Below are 16215 nucleotides of genomic sequence, written 5' to 3'. Positions count from 1 at the left end.
TGGGGTAAGTATGAGCTTAACCAAAGTCACTCAAACGGTGGCAAGTAGCATTAACGCAAAAAAAGCTAAGCTAACACTTTGTATATTAAGTAGCGCTGTACTTTTATCTGCATGTGGCGAACACGCCCAAAACGATAATACTGCAGCTACCTCCCAAGAAAAAACGGCCAAAAACACACTTATTAATACCGATGATTTTAATATTAAAGCCATGGTAAAGCTGCCACAAACTGTTGGGTGTACGCTTGAAAACGGCTTACAAACCCAGTGTGCCCAAGTTGTTTTAAAATATCAGCCCGACAACATTGAAGTCGGCCCTTTTTGCCCAGAAACGCTCGACGACGTTGGCGGAATTTGGGATTGGGATGGCACAGACGCAGGCCTATACAGATTAGATAACGCATTTTTAACCATGCTTAACGAGCAAGGCTTTACCTTTTACGATGAAGACGGCAACGTGCATATTGTTGATAACGCGACTATTCGCCCAACAGTTGATCATGCATGTATTAATGTATCGGTAGATAAAAGCGTAGAAATTACCGCCCTTTTACCACTGTACCCTGTTATGTCTGAGCAATCAACAGCGTTGGGCACAGTATCTAAGGTGGGTATAGCGCTTGCGGGTGTACCTATATTTTCAGATGCGCCAAGTGTGCAGCGAACTGGGCATTTACCAGCGCTAGACACCTGCGCAGGCCATATTGACCCTGGTGGTTGGTACCACTATCACGGCACAGCAAGTGATATAGATAGCGTATACAAACACGAACATGTAAACGCTAACTGTAATAACTTAGCGCAAAAGCCAAGCGCCCTATTTGGTTATGGCTTTGATGGCTACCCAATTTACGGAAGCCAAGAAGTTGATGGTACAACACCTGCCGAGCTAGATAGCTGTAATGGCCACACAGGCCCTACGGGTGAAAACGGCATAGTTACTTACCACTATCATGCCAGTAATACGTTCCCTAATTTACCTAAGTGCTTAAAAGGCGTGGTTGCACAAAACAACTTTACTACCACAGCACAAGCTGGCGTAGGTGCTAAACCGCCTGAAGGTACTGAAATAACTCGCCATGAACCACCTGGTGGCGGTGGCCCAAAAGCAGGTGGTCCTAATGGCGGCGGCATGTCACCACCTGGGTTTGCACAAGCAGCTAAAGAGCTAGACGTTAGCGAAAAGGCGCTTAATCAAGCTATGCAAGACGCTGGCGGCCCCAATGCTGATTTAGCGGTTGTAGCAAAAGCACTTAACGTACCATTGGAGCAATTAAAAGCAGCCCTACCCGAAAAACCAAAACGCTAATTAACCAAAACGCTAATTAACCTAAACTCTGGTTAAGAGATTTACTAACATATTGAACCATGATGATATTTAGGTTTACTCTCTAGCCAGAGATTTTCAGTAAATTCAACGCTGTTAGCGCTGAAAATAGCTGCTCGCGATAAATTTATTATCTAAAGTTCAGGTTAAATACAAATTACGGCAAGTGTTAAAAGCACTTGCTGTAACAATTAGTTACGCGACTTATAGCCTACAAAAGTTCCTAAAATCGCCAAAAATGTGAGAAAGCGTTGGCTTTTGTCAAGAATAGTAAACGTTAGTAAAAAGCTGTAAACATCCCCTTATTAGCCGTTACATATCAGTTACCATTCAGTTTAAAGCGCTAGTATTGAACCCAGTTATGTAAAAACATACACGAGGCAATATTATGAAACTCACTTTTTTACTCCCAGCCCTACTTGCATTAGGCGCAGTATCTGGCTCTGCGCTTGGAGCACCAAACGAGCGAGAGAACAACAAAAATTTTAATAACGACCGTGCTAAACGTATTCAGTACAAACGCGATGAACGCCGTGAAGATAAAAAGCGACGAATTGAATATAAACAAAACAAAAGAGAAGATCGCAAACAAGAGAAACGCGAAAAGCGTAAAGAAACAAAACGCAAAGTAGTGCATTACAAGCAAGAAAAACGCAAACGTACCTACATAAAAAATAACCGCCACAATGTAGTTACCTACAGACCAGGGCGCTACTTTAATCATTTACCGCGTAACAGTGCATCAATTAGATTTAATGGTATTTCGTTTACCTTTAGTGACGGTATTTATTATCGTAAAGCGAAAAGAGGCTACCATGTTGTTAAGCCACCAAGAGGTTTAAGAATACGCTCATTACCTAGGCACTACTCGCATTTTAAGCTCCATAATACCACTTACTACACCTACCAAAATGTATATTACGTGGCAGACAATAATGGTTATAGAGTAGTTGATGAGCCTAAAATAGTTGTTAATCAGGCTATAAAAGTAGGCAGTGCTAAAAATTACGATTTAGGTCAAACCTACGATACTCTCCCTATTTCGGCAGAGGCTGTCACTATTAACAGGCAACAATATTTTAAGTACCAAGATATTTATTTTTTACCGCAAATAAATGGTGACCAAATAAAATATTTAGCTATAAATTTAGGTTAATTGTAATAAACTTTAAAAGCTCAGCACTTAACTGCTGAGCTTTTTATTTAATGTAACCCGATCTAGGGTGCACCTTAATTACTAAATCACGCCCATTAGCCACCTAACTGCGACAGCTAATGCACTAGCTAGAAAAAAGCCCGCAAATGCCGTAATGCCTGTAATAAGAAGAATTCCACCACTATCATTTAACTTTAAATATAAAACGAATAGAAAAAAATAAGCCACCCAAATAATAAAGTAAATGAAAAATTGATAAAAGTAATTATCTACAAGAAATAAAACTATGGGGATATAAGCTGCTAAAATAAAAGGAAATATCAACAAAAAAAGAACAAAAAGATATGAGCTTGTTTCGTATATAAATATTAGTGATGCTTTCCCCCACCCTCGTTTAGCCAATTTCCTGCGGTATTTTATATTATCTTGCTGTGTGGATTCCTCTAATGATATGTTCATCTTTTTAGCGTTATTAGAAATACTTTTATCTATAATTTTTTGCTTGTAAGACAGTAAATATCCTTCTATTGCCCCACACAAAGTCAATAAGGTCATAAATAAAAATCCATAGTACCCATACTCAGGCTTAAACAAAGACATAAACATTTTAATTCCTTTTACATTATTGAGTACGTTCCACACACCCTAAGCTTACTAATAATGTGCTGTACACACGTACTTTTATCTACAACCCATAATCCATAACTTATTGGCAGTATATTAATGTTAGCGCGGCTAAATAATTTATAGGTATCGAGCTCAAAAAAATCAGCCCATGGCCCTGGAAAGCCAATTAAATTAATCGCAAGATATCGACCATTATACCGACAAAAAATATCAACATCCGTTCCCGCTATCGTGTAACCAGCCCACGTTTCTATTTTTAAACTAGTTAATTCACAGATAACACTTTGCTGAAATTTATCAATATCAGAGGTTACATTGTGAGTTGCTTCAAACTGCGTTATTGAACTTATATAACGTCTTAGTAAATAATGCGCTGGCAATTGCGTTTCATCTATTGATAAAAATACACATTGTTTTTGCCTCGCTCGTGTAATACACACATTAAATACATCTGCTTTATTAATATAAGCCGCAGCTCTTTTAGCATTATTATCTAGCGCAAAAGAGATAAGCATAATGTCTCGCTCCTCGCCTTGAAAACCGAATGGAGTGGCAGATCTCAGTTTATACTTTATTATCTCAGCTTCATTAAAGTGAATTTCTATCTCTTTGGTAATATAATCAGCTTGGTTTCTAAAAGGCGAAACAACCCCAATGCTATGGCTGATCCCTGCGCTTTTATCATCATCAATTTGTTGCTTAATCGTGTTTATAATACTGTCCGCCTCAAGATGATTAATACCTGAACTATCTCGAGTTCCATTAACGCGTTGTACCAGTAAGTTACCCGTACTTGTACAAGGTCTGTGCTGCATTATTTTTAACTTTGATTGATAAAAATGTTCGTTACTAAAATTAATTAACTCAGGCTTACTTCTAAAATGTTCATCTAAAAATGCCAGTTGTTTATTATCGTTTAATGCATTTAAGGTCAGATCTAGAATAGAGTTATCACGATAGCTCATAACGCCTTTATCGCTAAAGCTCACATTATTCTTAGACATAAGCTGGGCTTCTTTGTTTTTTGCCAAAAAAGAGTAATGTTTTAACTGCTTAGTATCACCGACAATAATCGCTCTTTTTGCGCGATAAAGTGCAGGTAAACAACTACTGATGTTACATTGTGTCGCTTCGTCAATAATAATTAAGTCGAACATTTCAGCGTTTAACGGTAATACTCTATACAAAGCATTTAAACTAACCAACCACACCGGAAAAGCTGATAATAAAGACTCATATTCTATATTATCAAAAAGCTCAAACTGCCTTTTAGATGTACGACTGCGAATAGCTTGGTTAAAAGCGTTGAGCGATTTACGCTGTGTATTAATCAAAGAGTTAAGATTTTTATTTTTTAAGGCATTTAAATAACTACTCGCCAATTTTTCTCTTTTAAGTTGTTGAGTATTTATTTGCTCTAACGAAGACCACTGCTTTGCTAATTGTTTAATACCACGACGAGCAAATTTAATGTATAAATTGCTAAGCCATTCGATATTCTTATCTTCAAGGTTTTTAAGTCTTTTACCTCTAATTATGGCTCGGTGGCAAAACTGACTAAAGCGCAGTTCTAATTCATTTAATGAGGTATTTAATTCGTTTAGTTCAGACTCAATAAGCGCGGGGTTATCTTGTTCATCCACTAAGTACCCTGCTAATAAATCGGCAATATAATCTTTTAATTTTTTTAAAAACTCTTTTTGCCCAGCGCGAATAGACACGTCGCTTAACCCAAAACTTTTATCTAATTTATCGGCTATTACATCCAGTGCGGGGTTGTTGTTTGCAACAATAAGCACCGACTCTCCTCGCGCCATATGCTCAGCCGCAATCGCCGCAATGGTGTAACTCTTACCTGTACCGGGCGGTCCTGAAACACACCCTAAACTAATATTTGCAGCCGTCGAAATTACTTTCTTTTGCGGACCCGACAGTAAACCCGGTAAGTAATCATACTTTAGTTTTTTATTTTCGATTATTGGCTGCACAGCCGCAATTAAACCATTTATAGGAGGCGGTAGTTTATTTGTTTCAATAATCTCTTCTAACTCATGAAGTACACCACGACTACTGCTTGAACGCTCAACAAAAACGAGCATAGAGACGGGCAGTAGTGTCGCTTTATTACTTTTTATTGCTTTTTTTATTTCGTCGTAATTAGCAAGTTCGGGGTAGCTTAAAAGCTCAAGTACGTTTATGTTTACTGGGCTTTCTTTTAATAATGAAGTCCAAAAATAAGCAGATTGAATGTCATCCGTTTCATCTATACGTGTAAGCTTATTCACATCTGGTATTAAAAGCGACGTTAATGATTCGTTTATATCGGGGTGATGTTCATTTAAAGAAAAGTAATAGTCACCCTGTTCTTTTTCTATAACAGCTTCATTAAATAAGATAGGTGAAACAACCTGTTTTACCTCACCTTTAACTTCTATGTTGCCTATGAATATAAAACGAGCATAAAGTAACACTCGTTCTCGCTGATATACCTCAACACGTTTCATCATTTGCTCAGCAAATTCTAAAGGAAGCGGCAGGCGTGGCAAAAAGCCTGAACCTAAATCATCACGCCCTTCAAGCACCAGACGATCTTCTTTTTTTAATTTATTTAAATTCCATAAATTTAAATCCGCGCTATCTTCTCTATAGCAATCACGATAATAAGAAAGTACATCTTTACTGCTCAAAATTTAATTCCATTTAAAATTAAACACTTAAATTACGCTCAAAATTAACAATATCAACACCGTCTTTTACCTTGTATAACTGCGCTAAGCGTCCGCCCGATTTAACTTTTTCATCGAGTGCTTCAAACATATCAGCAGCTTCAATACGTCTAATAATACTTTTACGTTGAACAGGCTTACCTATAATGGTTTCAATTACGGACTTAAACTGCCCTACAGTAAAGTGCTCTGGCAAACAAAAAACCGGCGCCATTGAGTATAATGCTTTTTGTTTTAAACGCGCTTTAGCTTGCTCAATAATATACTTGTGATCAAAAGCCACAGGGAGATTATTTACTTCATCTAAATCTATCCATTTAGCATCATCAACTGTTTCAATGTGAGTTGATACTTGCGCCTCGGCAACTAAGGCAAAATAGACCAAAGTGACACTAAACCCTCTCGGATCACGATTAATACCGGAGTATGTTTGCAACTGCTCTAAATATTGAGGTGCGACACTGGTTTTTTCTTTGAGCTTTCTAAGTGCCGTCATGCTTACACTATCGTCAATATCTACATCAACGAACCCACCTGGCAATCCCCAGCGACTAGCAAAAGGCTCACTTGCCCGCTTTACCATGAGCACTTTTAAAGTACCGTCTTTAACCGTAAACAGTACACTGTCGACTGTAAATAATGGATTTTTATATTCGCTAATATCGTAATGATTAGTCATTGCACGCCCAACAGATTTAATGTCTTAGTGACACAATAAATCAAACGTATTTTAATTTCAACCTGCCGAACGACTGCAAGCTTGTAATAAATTCAGATGTTTAGTTAAAAAATAGCTTGATTACTAAAAATACATTTGATAATTTATTTGTGTCGCTAAGACACAAACATTAATAAGGACAAAAAATGAAAATATATAGTTATGACTCAACTGGAAGTAAATCGTTAGTCGATTATGAGCACTTTACTTTTTCTGGTGGTGAAGAGCACGTGAGATTCAACTCAACTACTTTTTCTGGCTCTACTAAAATAGAGATTTTTGAACGACTAACCAACTCTACAAAAATGGTTAGATTAATGATTGCTGTCGATGCACTAAAAAGATTAACCAATGAAAGTACGCCTATCGAGCTTGTTATTCCCTACTTCCCTTACGCACGACAAGACCGAGTATGCGTTGAAGGCGAAGCGCTAGGTGCAGCTGTTATGGCAAACTTTGTTAATAGCTTAAATTTTTCAAAGGTAACTATTTGGGATGCGCATAGCGATGTATCTCCCGCTTTAATTAATAGAGTAACTAATGTTGAACAGATTTCGTTACTTGCGCGCTGCCAAGAGCTTAGCCAACGTTTATCAAATGGTGAACTTACGCTTATTTCTCCAGATGCTGGAGCAAGTAAAAAAACCATTAAAATTTCAGAAAAATTCGATGGTATGCCTGAGGTTATTCAAGCTCAAAAAGTAAGAAATTTAAAAACAGGTGAAATAGTAAAAACAGAAATTATTGGTGACGTTAAAGGTAAAAGCGTACTTATTGCCGATGATATATGTGATGGCGGTAGGACCTTTATCGAACTGGCTAAAGTCTTAAAAAATAATGGTGCTGTTGAGATTTCTCTCTTTATTACTCATGGCATTTTTTCAAAAGGACTTGATGTATTTGAAGGTCTCATAGATAAAATTTATACAACTGACTCATTCAAACCGGCTTATGAATACCAAGCTAATTCAAAAATAGATTTAACAGTAATTGAGATGTAAGGAAAACACGATGACTATTACAGCTGCAAGCATGCAAAAAGATGTTTATAAAGAATTTCATAGCCGTGCTTATCACCCTGATGTAAGTGAAGTATATGCAAACTTCACATCACGTAGCGGAAAACTGAGCAACGTAGAAAATAACGATAAGGTGGCGTTTGTTGGTCTTCAATACTTTATTAAAAGTTATCTTTTAGAAGAATGGAGTGAGTTTTTTAAAGCAGACAGAGCAACAGCCGTTGCCAATCACAAACGTATTATGAGCTCAATGCTTGGCTATACAGTTGATGTAAAATACTTAGAAGACTTACATGACTTAGGTTACTTACCATTAAAAATTAAAGCCTTACCAGAGGGAACATTGGTACCTTACTTAGTACCACCCATGACTATTGTAAACACCAAAGCGGGTTTTCAATGGTTAACAAATATGATTGAAACCGTATTAAGTTGTGAGAACTGGCCTATACAAACCAGCACAACAACCTCTGTTGCCTACTTAAAAGTGTTTAAAGAGTTTGCACAAAAAACAGGAATGCCTATGGAGTTTGTGCCGTTTCAAGGGCATGACTTTAGCTTTAGAGGAATGTTTGGAAAACACGCTGCAGCAATGAGTGGATTTGGTCACTTAGCATCTGGGCTTGTAGGGACAGACACTATTCCGGCGGTCTTATTTGCAGAAAAATACTATGGTGCAAATGTTGATAAAGAACTCGTGGGCTGCTCTGTAGACGCAACAGAGCACTCAGTTACGTGCTCTTGGATAATGGAAGGTGAAATTGAGTTTTTCAAATATTTAATGAAAGAACAATCACCTAAAGGCATCTTAAGTGTTGTATCTGACACGTGGGATTTTTGGACATTAGTGACTGATTATTTACCGCAACTAAAAAATGAAATAATGGCACGAGACGGGACCTTAGTTATTCGTCCTGACTCGGGTGACCCAGTTAAAGTATTAACAGGTTATAATATTTCACCTGTATCTGATTACAATGAGTTACACGAAACACAAAAAGAAGCTGAAAAAGAAGTAATTCAAAATGGCTATGAAGCATACCGGTTTAACGGACACTATTATGGTTTTGAAGATAACAACACCATTGAACTTACGGAATGTGAAGTTAAAGGGCTTATAGAGTGTCTATGGGATATATTTGGCGGTACAACAACATCAAAAGGCTATAAATTGCTCGATGACCACATTGGCGCTATTTACGGCGATGCTATTACTCTTACACGTCAGCGCCAAATACTACAACGCCTAATGGATAAAGGGTTTGCATCAAAAGTAGTGCTTGGAATTGGCTCTTACAGCTATCAATATGTAACGCGTGATACTCATGGCTCAGCTGTAAAAGCCACTAGCGTAGTTAAAGCAGGTGAACGCTTGGCTATTTTTAAAGACCCAAAAACTGATTCAAAGAAAAAGTCGGCAAAAGGGCTTCTAAAAATAGAGCGAGTTAATGGCGAGCTCACTTTATTTGATGACGTAACCGAACAAGAAGAAGCACAGGGACTGTTAGAGGTTGTTTTTGAAGATGGCAAACTTGAAAAAGAAACCACGCTTAGTGAAATTAGAGCGATTATAGATCAACAAATTTAATTAGATTACTTTTAACTTTAAAGAGCAAGCCGTATTAGGCGTCTTGCTCTTTTGTCATTAAATTAGCCATTCGTTGTTCAATACTTTCCTTCTTCACATCTTTTTTTTGATTTGCCACTGTCCATATATGGCCAAACGGATCTTCAAATGTGCCAGCACGATCACCATAAAATTGCGTGTGTATGGGTCTAACGAGCTTAGAGCCTAGCGTTAGCGCGCGACTAAATACACTATCAACATCTTTAACATAAAGTATTAGGTTTACGGGTGAGCCTCCAATTTTATGCGGGCTGTGGTGGCCTTCTAGTGGACAAGCGTCAGCTACAACTAATGGTGTATTACCAATAGCTATTTCAGCCTGCGCTATACCCCCTTCAGGCAAAGGCATTTGCGAAATTAGCTCGGCATTAAATACCTTCTTGTAAAAACTAATGGCTTGCTGTGCATCATCCATAATTAAAAAAGGTATTATCGTATTGTGCTCTTTTGACATGGCTGAAAAGGTCATAACAGTTATCCTTTGTTTTGCGCTAATTTAGGTATGTTAGTTAACCTGAACTGAGATTAACTAACATTAAACAATGCGCAAAATTTTACTTAACGCTTCCAAAAGCGAAGATTACGCAACGATTTAACAAAGCCATCGCTAGATACTTTATCTAAATCAATCCATCCTTCATCTTTTTTATTCTCAAGCCCTGCAGCTTTAAACAGCGGATCCGCGTTTGGCGTAAAGCCAATGTATTTCATATGCGCGAATGCATCGCTTACAAAGTCCTTAGCCTCAGGAATACCGGCAAGCTTCTTAGCGCCTTCTTGCGTTGCAAGTACCATCACCGCATCGTAAAGTACCGAAGGGCCGCCATTAATTACTTGATCAGCTGCTACATGCTTACCTTTACTACAACATGCTCCACCCACTTGTGCGGCCACAATTTCGTAGTTAGCGCCTTCAGCGTCTAAGGCATTTATAACTGAGTTGAAAATATCGGCATCAAAACCATCGCTTACTAAAATACCTAATTTACGACCTTTAAAGGTATTAGGCGCATTTTTTAAAATACTAAGTGCATCCGACACAGGTAAATCGTTACGCGTTGGCATAGCCGCTTCTGCAGGCTCTGGCATGTCTTGCAGGCGGAGACCTTTAGCCACTTCTTGCGCTAATGTTTTGTCTACGTTTAATAAATGCGAAACCACTCGCTCACGGATCGGCACATGCTCTACTTTTGAAAGCTCAAATACAAACGCATATTGAATGTGCGCTTGCTCTACTTCTGTTTGGCTTAAGTAAAATTGGCGAGCTTGACTGTAGTGATCGCTAAATGTTTCTGAGCGATAACGCAGCTTATCTCCACCGCTTACTTCTGGCTCGCTTGAGCTTTTAAAGCCATGCACCGGGCATTCGCGTGGGTTATGTTCATCGCCGCTCCACGAGTTTGGCTCGTAGTTAACACGCCCTTTAGGGTTATGCATTGCCATATGACCATCTTGTTGAAAATGGCGCATCGGACATTTAGGCGCATTAACCGGAATATGCGTAAAGTTAGGGCCGCCTAAGCGCTTGGTTTGCGTATCTAAATACGAAAAATTACGTCCTTGCAGTAATGGGTCGGGTGTAAAATCAAGCCCCGGTACAATGTTTTGTGTACAAAATGCAACTTGCTCTGTTTCGGCAAAAAAGTTGTCGACTACGCGGTCAAGTACCATGCGCCCAACAATTTTTACGGGCACTTGCTCTTCCGGTATAAGTTTAGTGGAATCAAAAACATCAAATTCAAATTCATCTGCAAATTGTTGGTCAAACACCTGTACGCCTAGCTCCCACTCTGGGAAGTCGCCTTTACCAATAGACTCCCACATGTCTCTGCGATGAAAGTCAGGATCGGCGCCATTCAGTTTAAGTGCTTCATTCCACACAACTGACTGCATGCCGGCTTTTGGTTTCCAATGAAACTTAACAAATTTCTCATCCCCTTTGGCATTAATAAATTTAAAGGTATGAACACCAAAGCCTTCCATAAAGCGTAAAGAACGCGGTATAGCTCTATCTGACATGGCCCACATGAGCATATGTACCGACTCGGGCGATAAACTTACAAAGTCCCAAAAGTTATCGTGCGCGGTTTGTGCTTGCGGAAAACCACGGTCTGGTTCAGCCTTAGCAGAGTGAATTAAATCAGGAAACTTCATCGCATCCTGAATAAAAAATACAGGTATGTTGTTACCCACTAAATCCCAGTTTCCTTCTTTGGTGTAAAATTTAACAGCAAAGCCGCGAACATCACGTGCTAAATCGGGAGACCCTTTATTTCCTGCCACAGTTGAGAATCGTGCAAACACTGGAGTTTTTTCACCTTTGCGCTGAAAAATATCTGCACAGGTTAAATCTTCAAGCGTGTCGTAAGTTTCAAAATATCCGTGTGCGCCGTACCCTCTTGCGTGGACCACACGTTCAGGAATGCGTTCGTGATCAAAGTGAAATAATTTTTCGCGCATTACGTGATCTTCCAGAAGCCCTGGGCCGCGCTTGCCCGCACGCAATGAATTTTGGTCGTCGCTTACAGGGCAGCCCTGCGCGGTGGTCATGGTAGGGTGTTCATCCGACGCTTTTTGATGCAACTCGCCGCCATGCCCTTTATTGCCTGCGTATTTAAATGATTCAGCCATGTTTAGTCCTTCATACAATTTGATTTAATGGGTCAATAGTTTTTATAAGCTTTAAAACTAAAAGTGGCCTTGCAAATGCAATATCAAGACCAGCCTACTAACCTAGTAAAAAAGGAGGGTAAAGGTAACAAAGTCGTATTTTGGCTAATTTATAAAAGTAAAATTTACACAAGCATGTAACTTTTTCAGACAAAAAAAGAGCACTTAAAAGTGCTCTTTTTAAAAAGGATTTATATTAGTCTTTATTCTCGTTAACTAAAATAACTTTACGATGCGGGAATGGAATTTCGATATTGTTATCATCAAGGGCTTTTTTAATCAGCTCGGGCACTGTGTATAAAATTTCAAAGTAGTGCTCACCTTTACAAAACGGCCTTACTAAAAAGTCTACCGAGCTATTGTTAAGTGTTTCTACTTCAACAAAGGGGGCTGGGTCTTTTAAAATATGTGGGTGAGCCTCAAGCACGCTATCAATAACCTTGCGAACCGCATCGGTGTTTTCATCGTATGCCACACCAAAATTCATATCTACGCCGCGAATAGGATGGTGCGAATGATTAATAATCTGCGCTCCCCAAATCTGGCTATTGGGGATAATCACTTGCTGATTATCGAACGTTTGCAAAATAGTGGTAAACATATCAACCTCGGTAACTTTACCAAAGCGCCCTGCAGCTTCTATAAAGTCGTTTACTTTATAAGGTCTGAATATAGCAGCCAAGTTAGACATAGCACCTTGCAGTGCTAACCCTATAGCTAAGCCTGCTGCACCTAATAGTGCAATAATTGAAGCTGTTTGCACACCAAAGCGGTTTAACACGGCAATAAATACAAACGCTAAAATAACATAGCGCGCCATGCTACCTAAAAACCTAAATAGTGTGTCATCAAAATGAGTGTATTTATGGCATAAACTTACAATCATATTACGCACTTTGCCTGCAAGCCATGAACCTATTAGTAATATAACGATTGCCATTAGAATATTTGTTGCCCACATTATTGCTGCGGGCAAATACTGATTTACATCAATATTATGTATTATCTCGTCCATTTTATTATTCCTGTTAGACTGGTTGTAATTAAAAAAGCTTACCAGCACCGCTTGTTAACTTTTTATTAACCAAATTGCAAATTTATACCTACTTACTGAATTAGCCTTTAACTTTTCTCACCAATAGCAGCTGTCAAAACCAAATTAGTATATAAATTGACCGAAAATATTTTTTGTTGCGTATATGTTGTTCTATTTGTAAATAAAGCCAATGTGTTCTAAACCTTTAAAAGACACCTTGTTAAGGAGCGTTGTTATGCCAACAACAAATACGATTAATAAACACTCTGAATTTGCCCGCTGCATTGAATGCAATAAGGTAAACACATTTGCAGCTTTTCACTGGCTCGCACTGGCGTTTAAAGACATGACCCGTGCGCCCATATTGAGCCTAATTTACGGGGTTATATTTACCCTAATTCCTGTAGCTATTATTTACTCGGCAATGTTTACAGGGACCTATTTAGTGATACTGCCCGCCACCGTGGCATTTGCATTAATAGGCCCTGCCTTTGCGGCAGGTCTTTACGATGTAGCATGGGAGCTTGAGAAAGGGCATAAACCCACATTAAGCCACTCTATTAAGTCGATGTTTAGAAACCCTGCAGGCGAATGGGGTTTTGCAATAATGCTAATGGTGATCATGATAGCTTGGATGCGATTAGCCGCGCTTGTGCATGCTTTATATCCTAGCCATGCCAATCCCACCTTTGAAGAATTATCAGCGTTTTTATCGCTAGGCAGTTTAATAGGTGGTGTATTGCTTGTAACTGTATTTTCGCTTTCTGCTTTTGCTCCGCAAATAATGATGGAGCGCCGAGTAGATATTATGACCGCAGTCATAAGTTCTATGAACGCTGTTAAAACTAACTTTGCCGCTATGGTGGTGTGGTCTATTTGTATATTTTTACTCGTAGCCATCGGCTTTGCTACCGGCGCCGCGGGCTTTATTGTAATTATGCCTTTGCTAAGCTATGCCAGCTGGCATGCTTACATCGCAGTAATAAAAACCAAAAAACCTCGTGGTTACGAGTAAAACCAACCATTTATAGTTCCAACCACACTGAAAAAAATAGCGCCAAAAGGCGCTATTTTTTTGTCAGCCTAGCAAAGCATGCTTTGCTTAAAATACCCAAATAGCATGTAAAAAGGGCTGGTTTTCTATGTCAGCCGTACCAAGCTTGTTGTACCAATAACGCCATTCAGCTCCCACCATTAATTGCTTAGCATCTAAATTAAAGTTTTGCCCAACATCCCAATAAACTGCAGGCTGCGCAAGTAGCCATTCATTAACTTTATTGTCTAACTCATCATTACGCCCAGAGATGTATTCAACATGGCCGGTAAAGTAAAAAGCTTGGCTACCTAACGAGAAAGGAGCACCCCAAGCAAGGTCTATAAAAATACTGTTATCTTGTTTAGCTAACAGATCTTTTTGAACGCCACCATTGGCATCAATATAGCCTGCAAAAGTGGTTGTTAAAAAATCAAAGCCTGGCGCATCCCAGCTGAGCTTTATGCCTGGGGTGTATTTCATTAATCCCTCTTCACCGGCATTTATACCAAACACTAAACCTGTGTCTTTTATTGGTCCGTATTTTAAAGAAGTCTCTAAGGCTTTTGATAAGCTAAGTGTTGTGTACCACTCGCCATAAATACCCGTATCTTGAAAACCATCACTAAGACTGTCGTTTAAAAAATCGATAAAAAAGTAGTTATCACCCAAGTCATGCTCTGAGGCATGCTCTATGGTGTAGGTGCGTGTAAATGACGACTCCCCAGTAAAAGGATTTAAGGCATCGCCAAAGTTTGTGTGAAGCTGTGTGATGCTCCAATTTTCTGCTAGAGCTGAGTGAGACAAAAGCAGTATAGATGTTGTAAACAGTGCTTTAAAAAAATTCATTATTTATTTACATAACCCCAATTAAAATGCGGCAGGAGTATATCAGTGAGCATTCACCAACTAAAGAGATTAAATAAGTATAAAGAATGATTTTTTAAATTTAGGCAGTTAAGTGCAGCAATCAAAGAACTGTACAGGCTTTGTATGAATATAAAGTGTGAGTGCTAATTTAACATAGGTACACAATTGGCCCCTTTTAGATATAGCTGCTTAGTTTATAAATCATGTCTTACTTAAATATTGAAACGCGTGTGCCCTAAAGCTAACTTTTAAAGCTCATGTAATGCGGGTCTAAATTAACTACTAAGTACGCAAAATAGTTGCACTACACCGATTATGCCTTTCTAAACGCCGTCTAATTTAAACGCGTACCACACGCATCCCGACTTTATTGCTAGTATGCAGAATTTACAAAAATCAGTGCATAAAATTCATAATATCCGCCCTTCCTTTTGTTCACCTTACACTAGAATCCAAAATAAAACATTAATTATCAATGGTTTATACAAACAAATCTAATAGGCATAGGCTTTGCTTCATGTATTGCAAGTTAAATAGTAGCAATGGCTACATACAAGACATTATATAACGGGAGACATTATGAGTAACTCACAACACCCAATTGAATTTACAGCCCCAGGTATGGATAACGAAACAGCAAAAAAAACAATTGAAACACTCGATAATCGACTTGTATCTCTTTTAGATTTACAACTTACTTTAAAGCATATTCATTGGAATGTAGTGGGCCCTAGTTTTATTGGTGTTCATGAAATGTTAGACCCGCAGGTGGATGCTATTCGCGAAATGACCGACACCATCGCAGAGCGTATTGCTACATTAGGCGGTACGCCACAAGGTACACCTAAGTCAATTGTAGATCGCCGCACGTGGGATGAATACTCATTAGGTAAAGCCTTTGTAATTGAACATTTGGGCGCATTAGACAAAGTATACAGTGGCGTAAACGCCGATCATCGTAATGCCATTAGCACGCTGTCTGAATTAGACCCTGTATCTGAAGACATGATCACCAGCCAGCTTGGCGATTTGGAGCAATTTCAATGGTTTGTACGTGCTCACATTGAATCGTCTGCAGGTAAACTAAATCATTAATTGATTACCTACTTTGCCATACAAGGAGTGTTAATAAGTGTTAAGGGACTAATAATCATACAAGGATACGTTACATAAGTTGGTACAGGATGAAGTGCAAACTACAAGGACCCGTTACTTATTATATAAAGGATGTAGTAAATGCACCAAGGATGATTGAATTTGCAGCAGCATGTTTGGTTTTTAGCCAAGGCAGAGTCTATGAAGTGTGGTTATTCCCCATAAATAGGCGATAACGCAGCATAAATGCCAAACATGCGCTGCCCCTTGGGTTCTTTCTAGGGACGATAAACTCCTTGTTGCCTACATGG

The 16215-nt window shown here is 38.8% G+C and carries 13 protein-coding genes; 6 read left to right on the top strand and 7 right to left on the bottom strand.

Annotation, left to right across the window (positions count from 1 at the left end; genetic code table 11):
- Nucleotides 1-10 precede the first annotated feature (10 nt).
- Both CWC16_RS10900 and CWC16_RS10895 read left to right on the top strand, forming a co-directional pair.
- Nucleotides 11-1309, top strand: a complete 1299-nt coding sequence (locus CWC16_RS10900) for a YHYH protein (protein ID WP_138541561.1) — start codon at nt 11-13, stop codon at nt 1307-1309.
- A 406-nt stretch (nt 1310-1715) separates the two neighbouring features.
- Complete coding sequence (locus CWC16_RS10895; RefSeq protein ID WP_138541560.1) at nt 1716-2483, top strand: DUF6515 family protein; 768 nt, start codon at nt 1716-1718, stop codon at nt 2481-2483.
- A gap of 81 nt (nt 2484-2564) precedes the next feature.
- Here the strand turns inward: CWC16_RS10895 and CWC16_RS10890 are convergent, their stop codons facing one another.
- Genes CWC16_RS10890 through CWC16_RS10880 form a run of 3 tightly spaced genes read right to left on the bottom strand, consistent with a single transcriptional unit; the run spans nt 2565 to nt 6515 of the window.
- Nucleotides 2565-3083, bottom strand: a complete 519-nt coding sequence (locus CWC16_RS10890) for a hypothetical protein (protein WP_138541559.1) — start codon at nt 3081-3083, stop codon at nt 2565-2567.
- Nucleotides 3084-3100: 17 nt separating this feature from the next.
- On the bottom strand, nt 3101-5797 hold the full coding sequence (locus CWC16_RS10885) for a DEAD/DEAH box helicase (RefSeq protein WP_249929235.1): 2697 nt from the start codon (nt 5795-5797) through the stop codon (nt 3101-3103).
- Nucleotides 5798-5816: 19 nt separating this feature from the next.
- Entirely contained in the window at nt 5817-6515 is a 699-nt protein-coding gene (locus CWC16_RS10880; RefSeq protein ID WP_138541557.1) for an NUDIX hydrolase, read from the bottom strand.
- 185 nt (nt 6516-6700) lie between these two features.
- On the opposite strand from CWC16_RS10880, the gene prs reads away from it, so the two are divergent.
- Both prs and CWC16_RS10870 read left to right on the top strand, forming a co-directional pair.
- Nucleotides 6701-7555 carry a ribose-phosphate diphosphokinase gene (gene prs / locus CWC16_RS10875; protein WP_138541556.1) on the top strand — a complete coding sequence of 285 codons (855 nt, stop codon included), beginning with the start codon at nt 6701-6703 and terminating at the stop codon, nt 7553-7555.
- A gap of 10 nt (nt 7556-7565) precedes the next feature.
- Nucleotides 7566-9161 (top strand): nicotinate phosphoribosyltransferase, encoded by a 1596-nt coding sequence (locus tag CWC16_RS10870; RefSeq protein ID WP_138541555.1) that lies wholly within the window; start codon nt 7566-7568, stop codon nt 9159-9161.
- Between the two features lie 34 nt (nt 9162-9195).
- Here the strand turns inward: CWC16_RS10870 and CWC16_RS10865 are convergent, their stop codons facing one another.
- From CWC16_RS10865 to CWC16_RS10855, 3 genes are all read right to left on the bottom strand, one after another.
- Complete coding sequence (locus CWC16_RS10865; RefSeq protein ID WP_138541554.1) at nt 9196-9669, bottom strand: VOC family protein; 474 nt, start codon at nt 9667-9669, stop codon at nt 9196-9198.
- Between the two features lie 89 nt (nt 9670-9758).
- The gene (locus tag CWC16_RS10860) at nt 9759-11831 is read right to left on the bottom strand and encodes a catalase (protein WP_138541553.1); all 2073 of its coding nucleotides are present in this window, start codon (nt 11829-11831) and stop codon (nt 9759-9761) included.
- A gap of 235 nt (nt 11832-12066) precedes the next feature.
- Nucleotides 12067-12885, bottom strand: a complete 819-nt coding sequence (locus CWC16_RS10855) for a mechanosensitive ion channel family protein (RefSeq protein WP_138541552.1) — start codon at nt 12883-12885, stop codon at nt 12067-12069.
- Nucleotides 12886-13141: 256 nt separating this feature from the next.
- On the opposite strand from CWC16_RS10855, the gene CWC16_RS10850 reads away from it, so the two are divergent.
- On the top strand, nt 13142-13921 hold the full coding sequence (locus CWC16_RS10850; protein ID WP_138541551.1) for a DUF2189 domain-containing protein: 780 nt from the start codon (nt 13142-13144) through the stop codon (nt 13919-13921).
- An 87-nt stretch (nt 13922-14008) separates the two neighbouring features.
- Here the strand turns inward: CWC16_RS10850 and CWC16_RS10845 are convergent, their stop codons facing one another.
- Entirely contained in the window at nt 14009-14788 is a 780-nt protein-coding gene (locus tag CWC16_RS10845) for a nucleoside-binding protein (protein WP_138541550.1), read from the bottom strand.
- A gap of 600 nt (nt 14789-15388) precedes the next feature.
- Here CWC16_RS10845 and dps point away from each other — a divergent pair.
- Nucleotides 15389-15904 (top strand): DNA starvation/stationary phase protection protein Dps, encoded by a 516-nt coding sequence (gene dps / locus CWC16_RS10840; protein ID WP_055016379.1) that lies wholly within the window; start codon nt 15389-15391, stop codon nt 15902-15904.
- Nucleotides 15905-16215 lie beyond the last annotated feature (311 nt).

It is taken from the genome of Pseudoalteromonas sp. S3776 (assembly GCF_005886915.1).
Taxonomy (GTDB): Bacteria; Pseudomonadota; Gammaproteobacteria; order Enterobacterales; family Alteromonadaceae; genus Pseudoalteromonas.
This window is presented reverse-complemented; position numbering and strand designations above follow the sequence as displayed.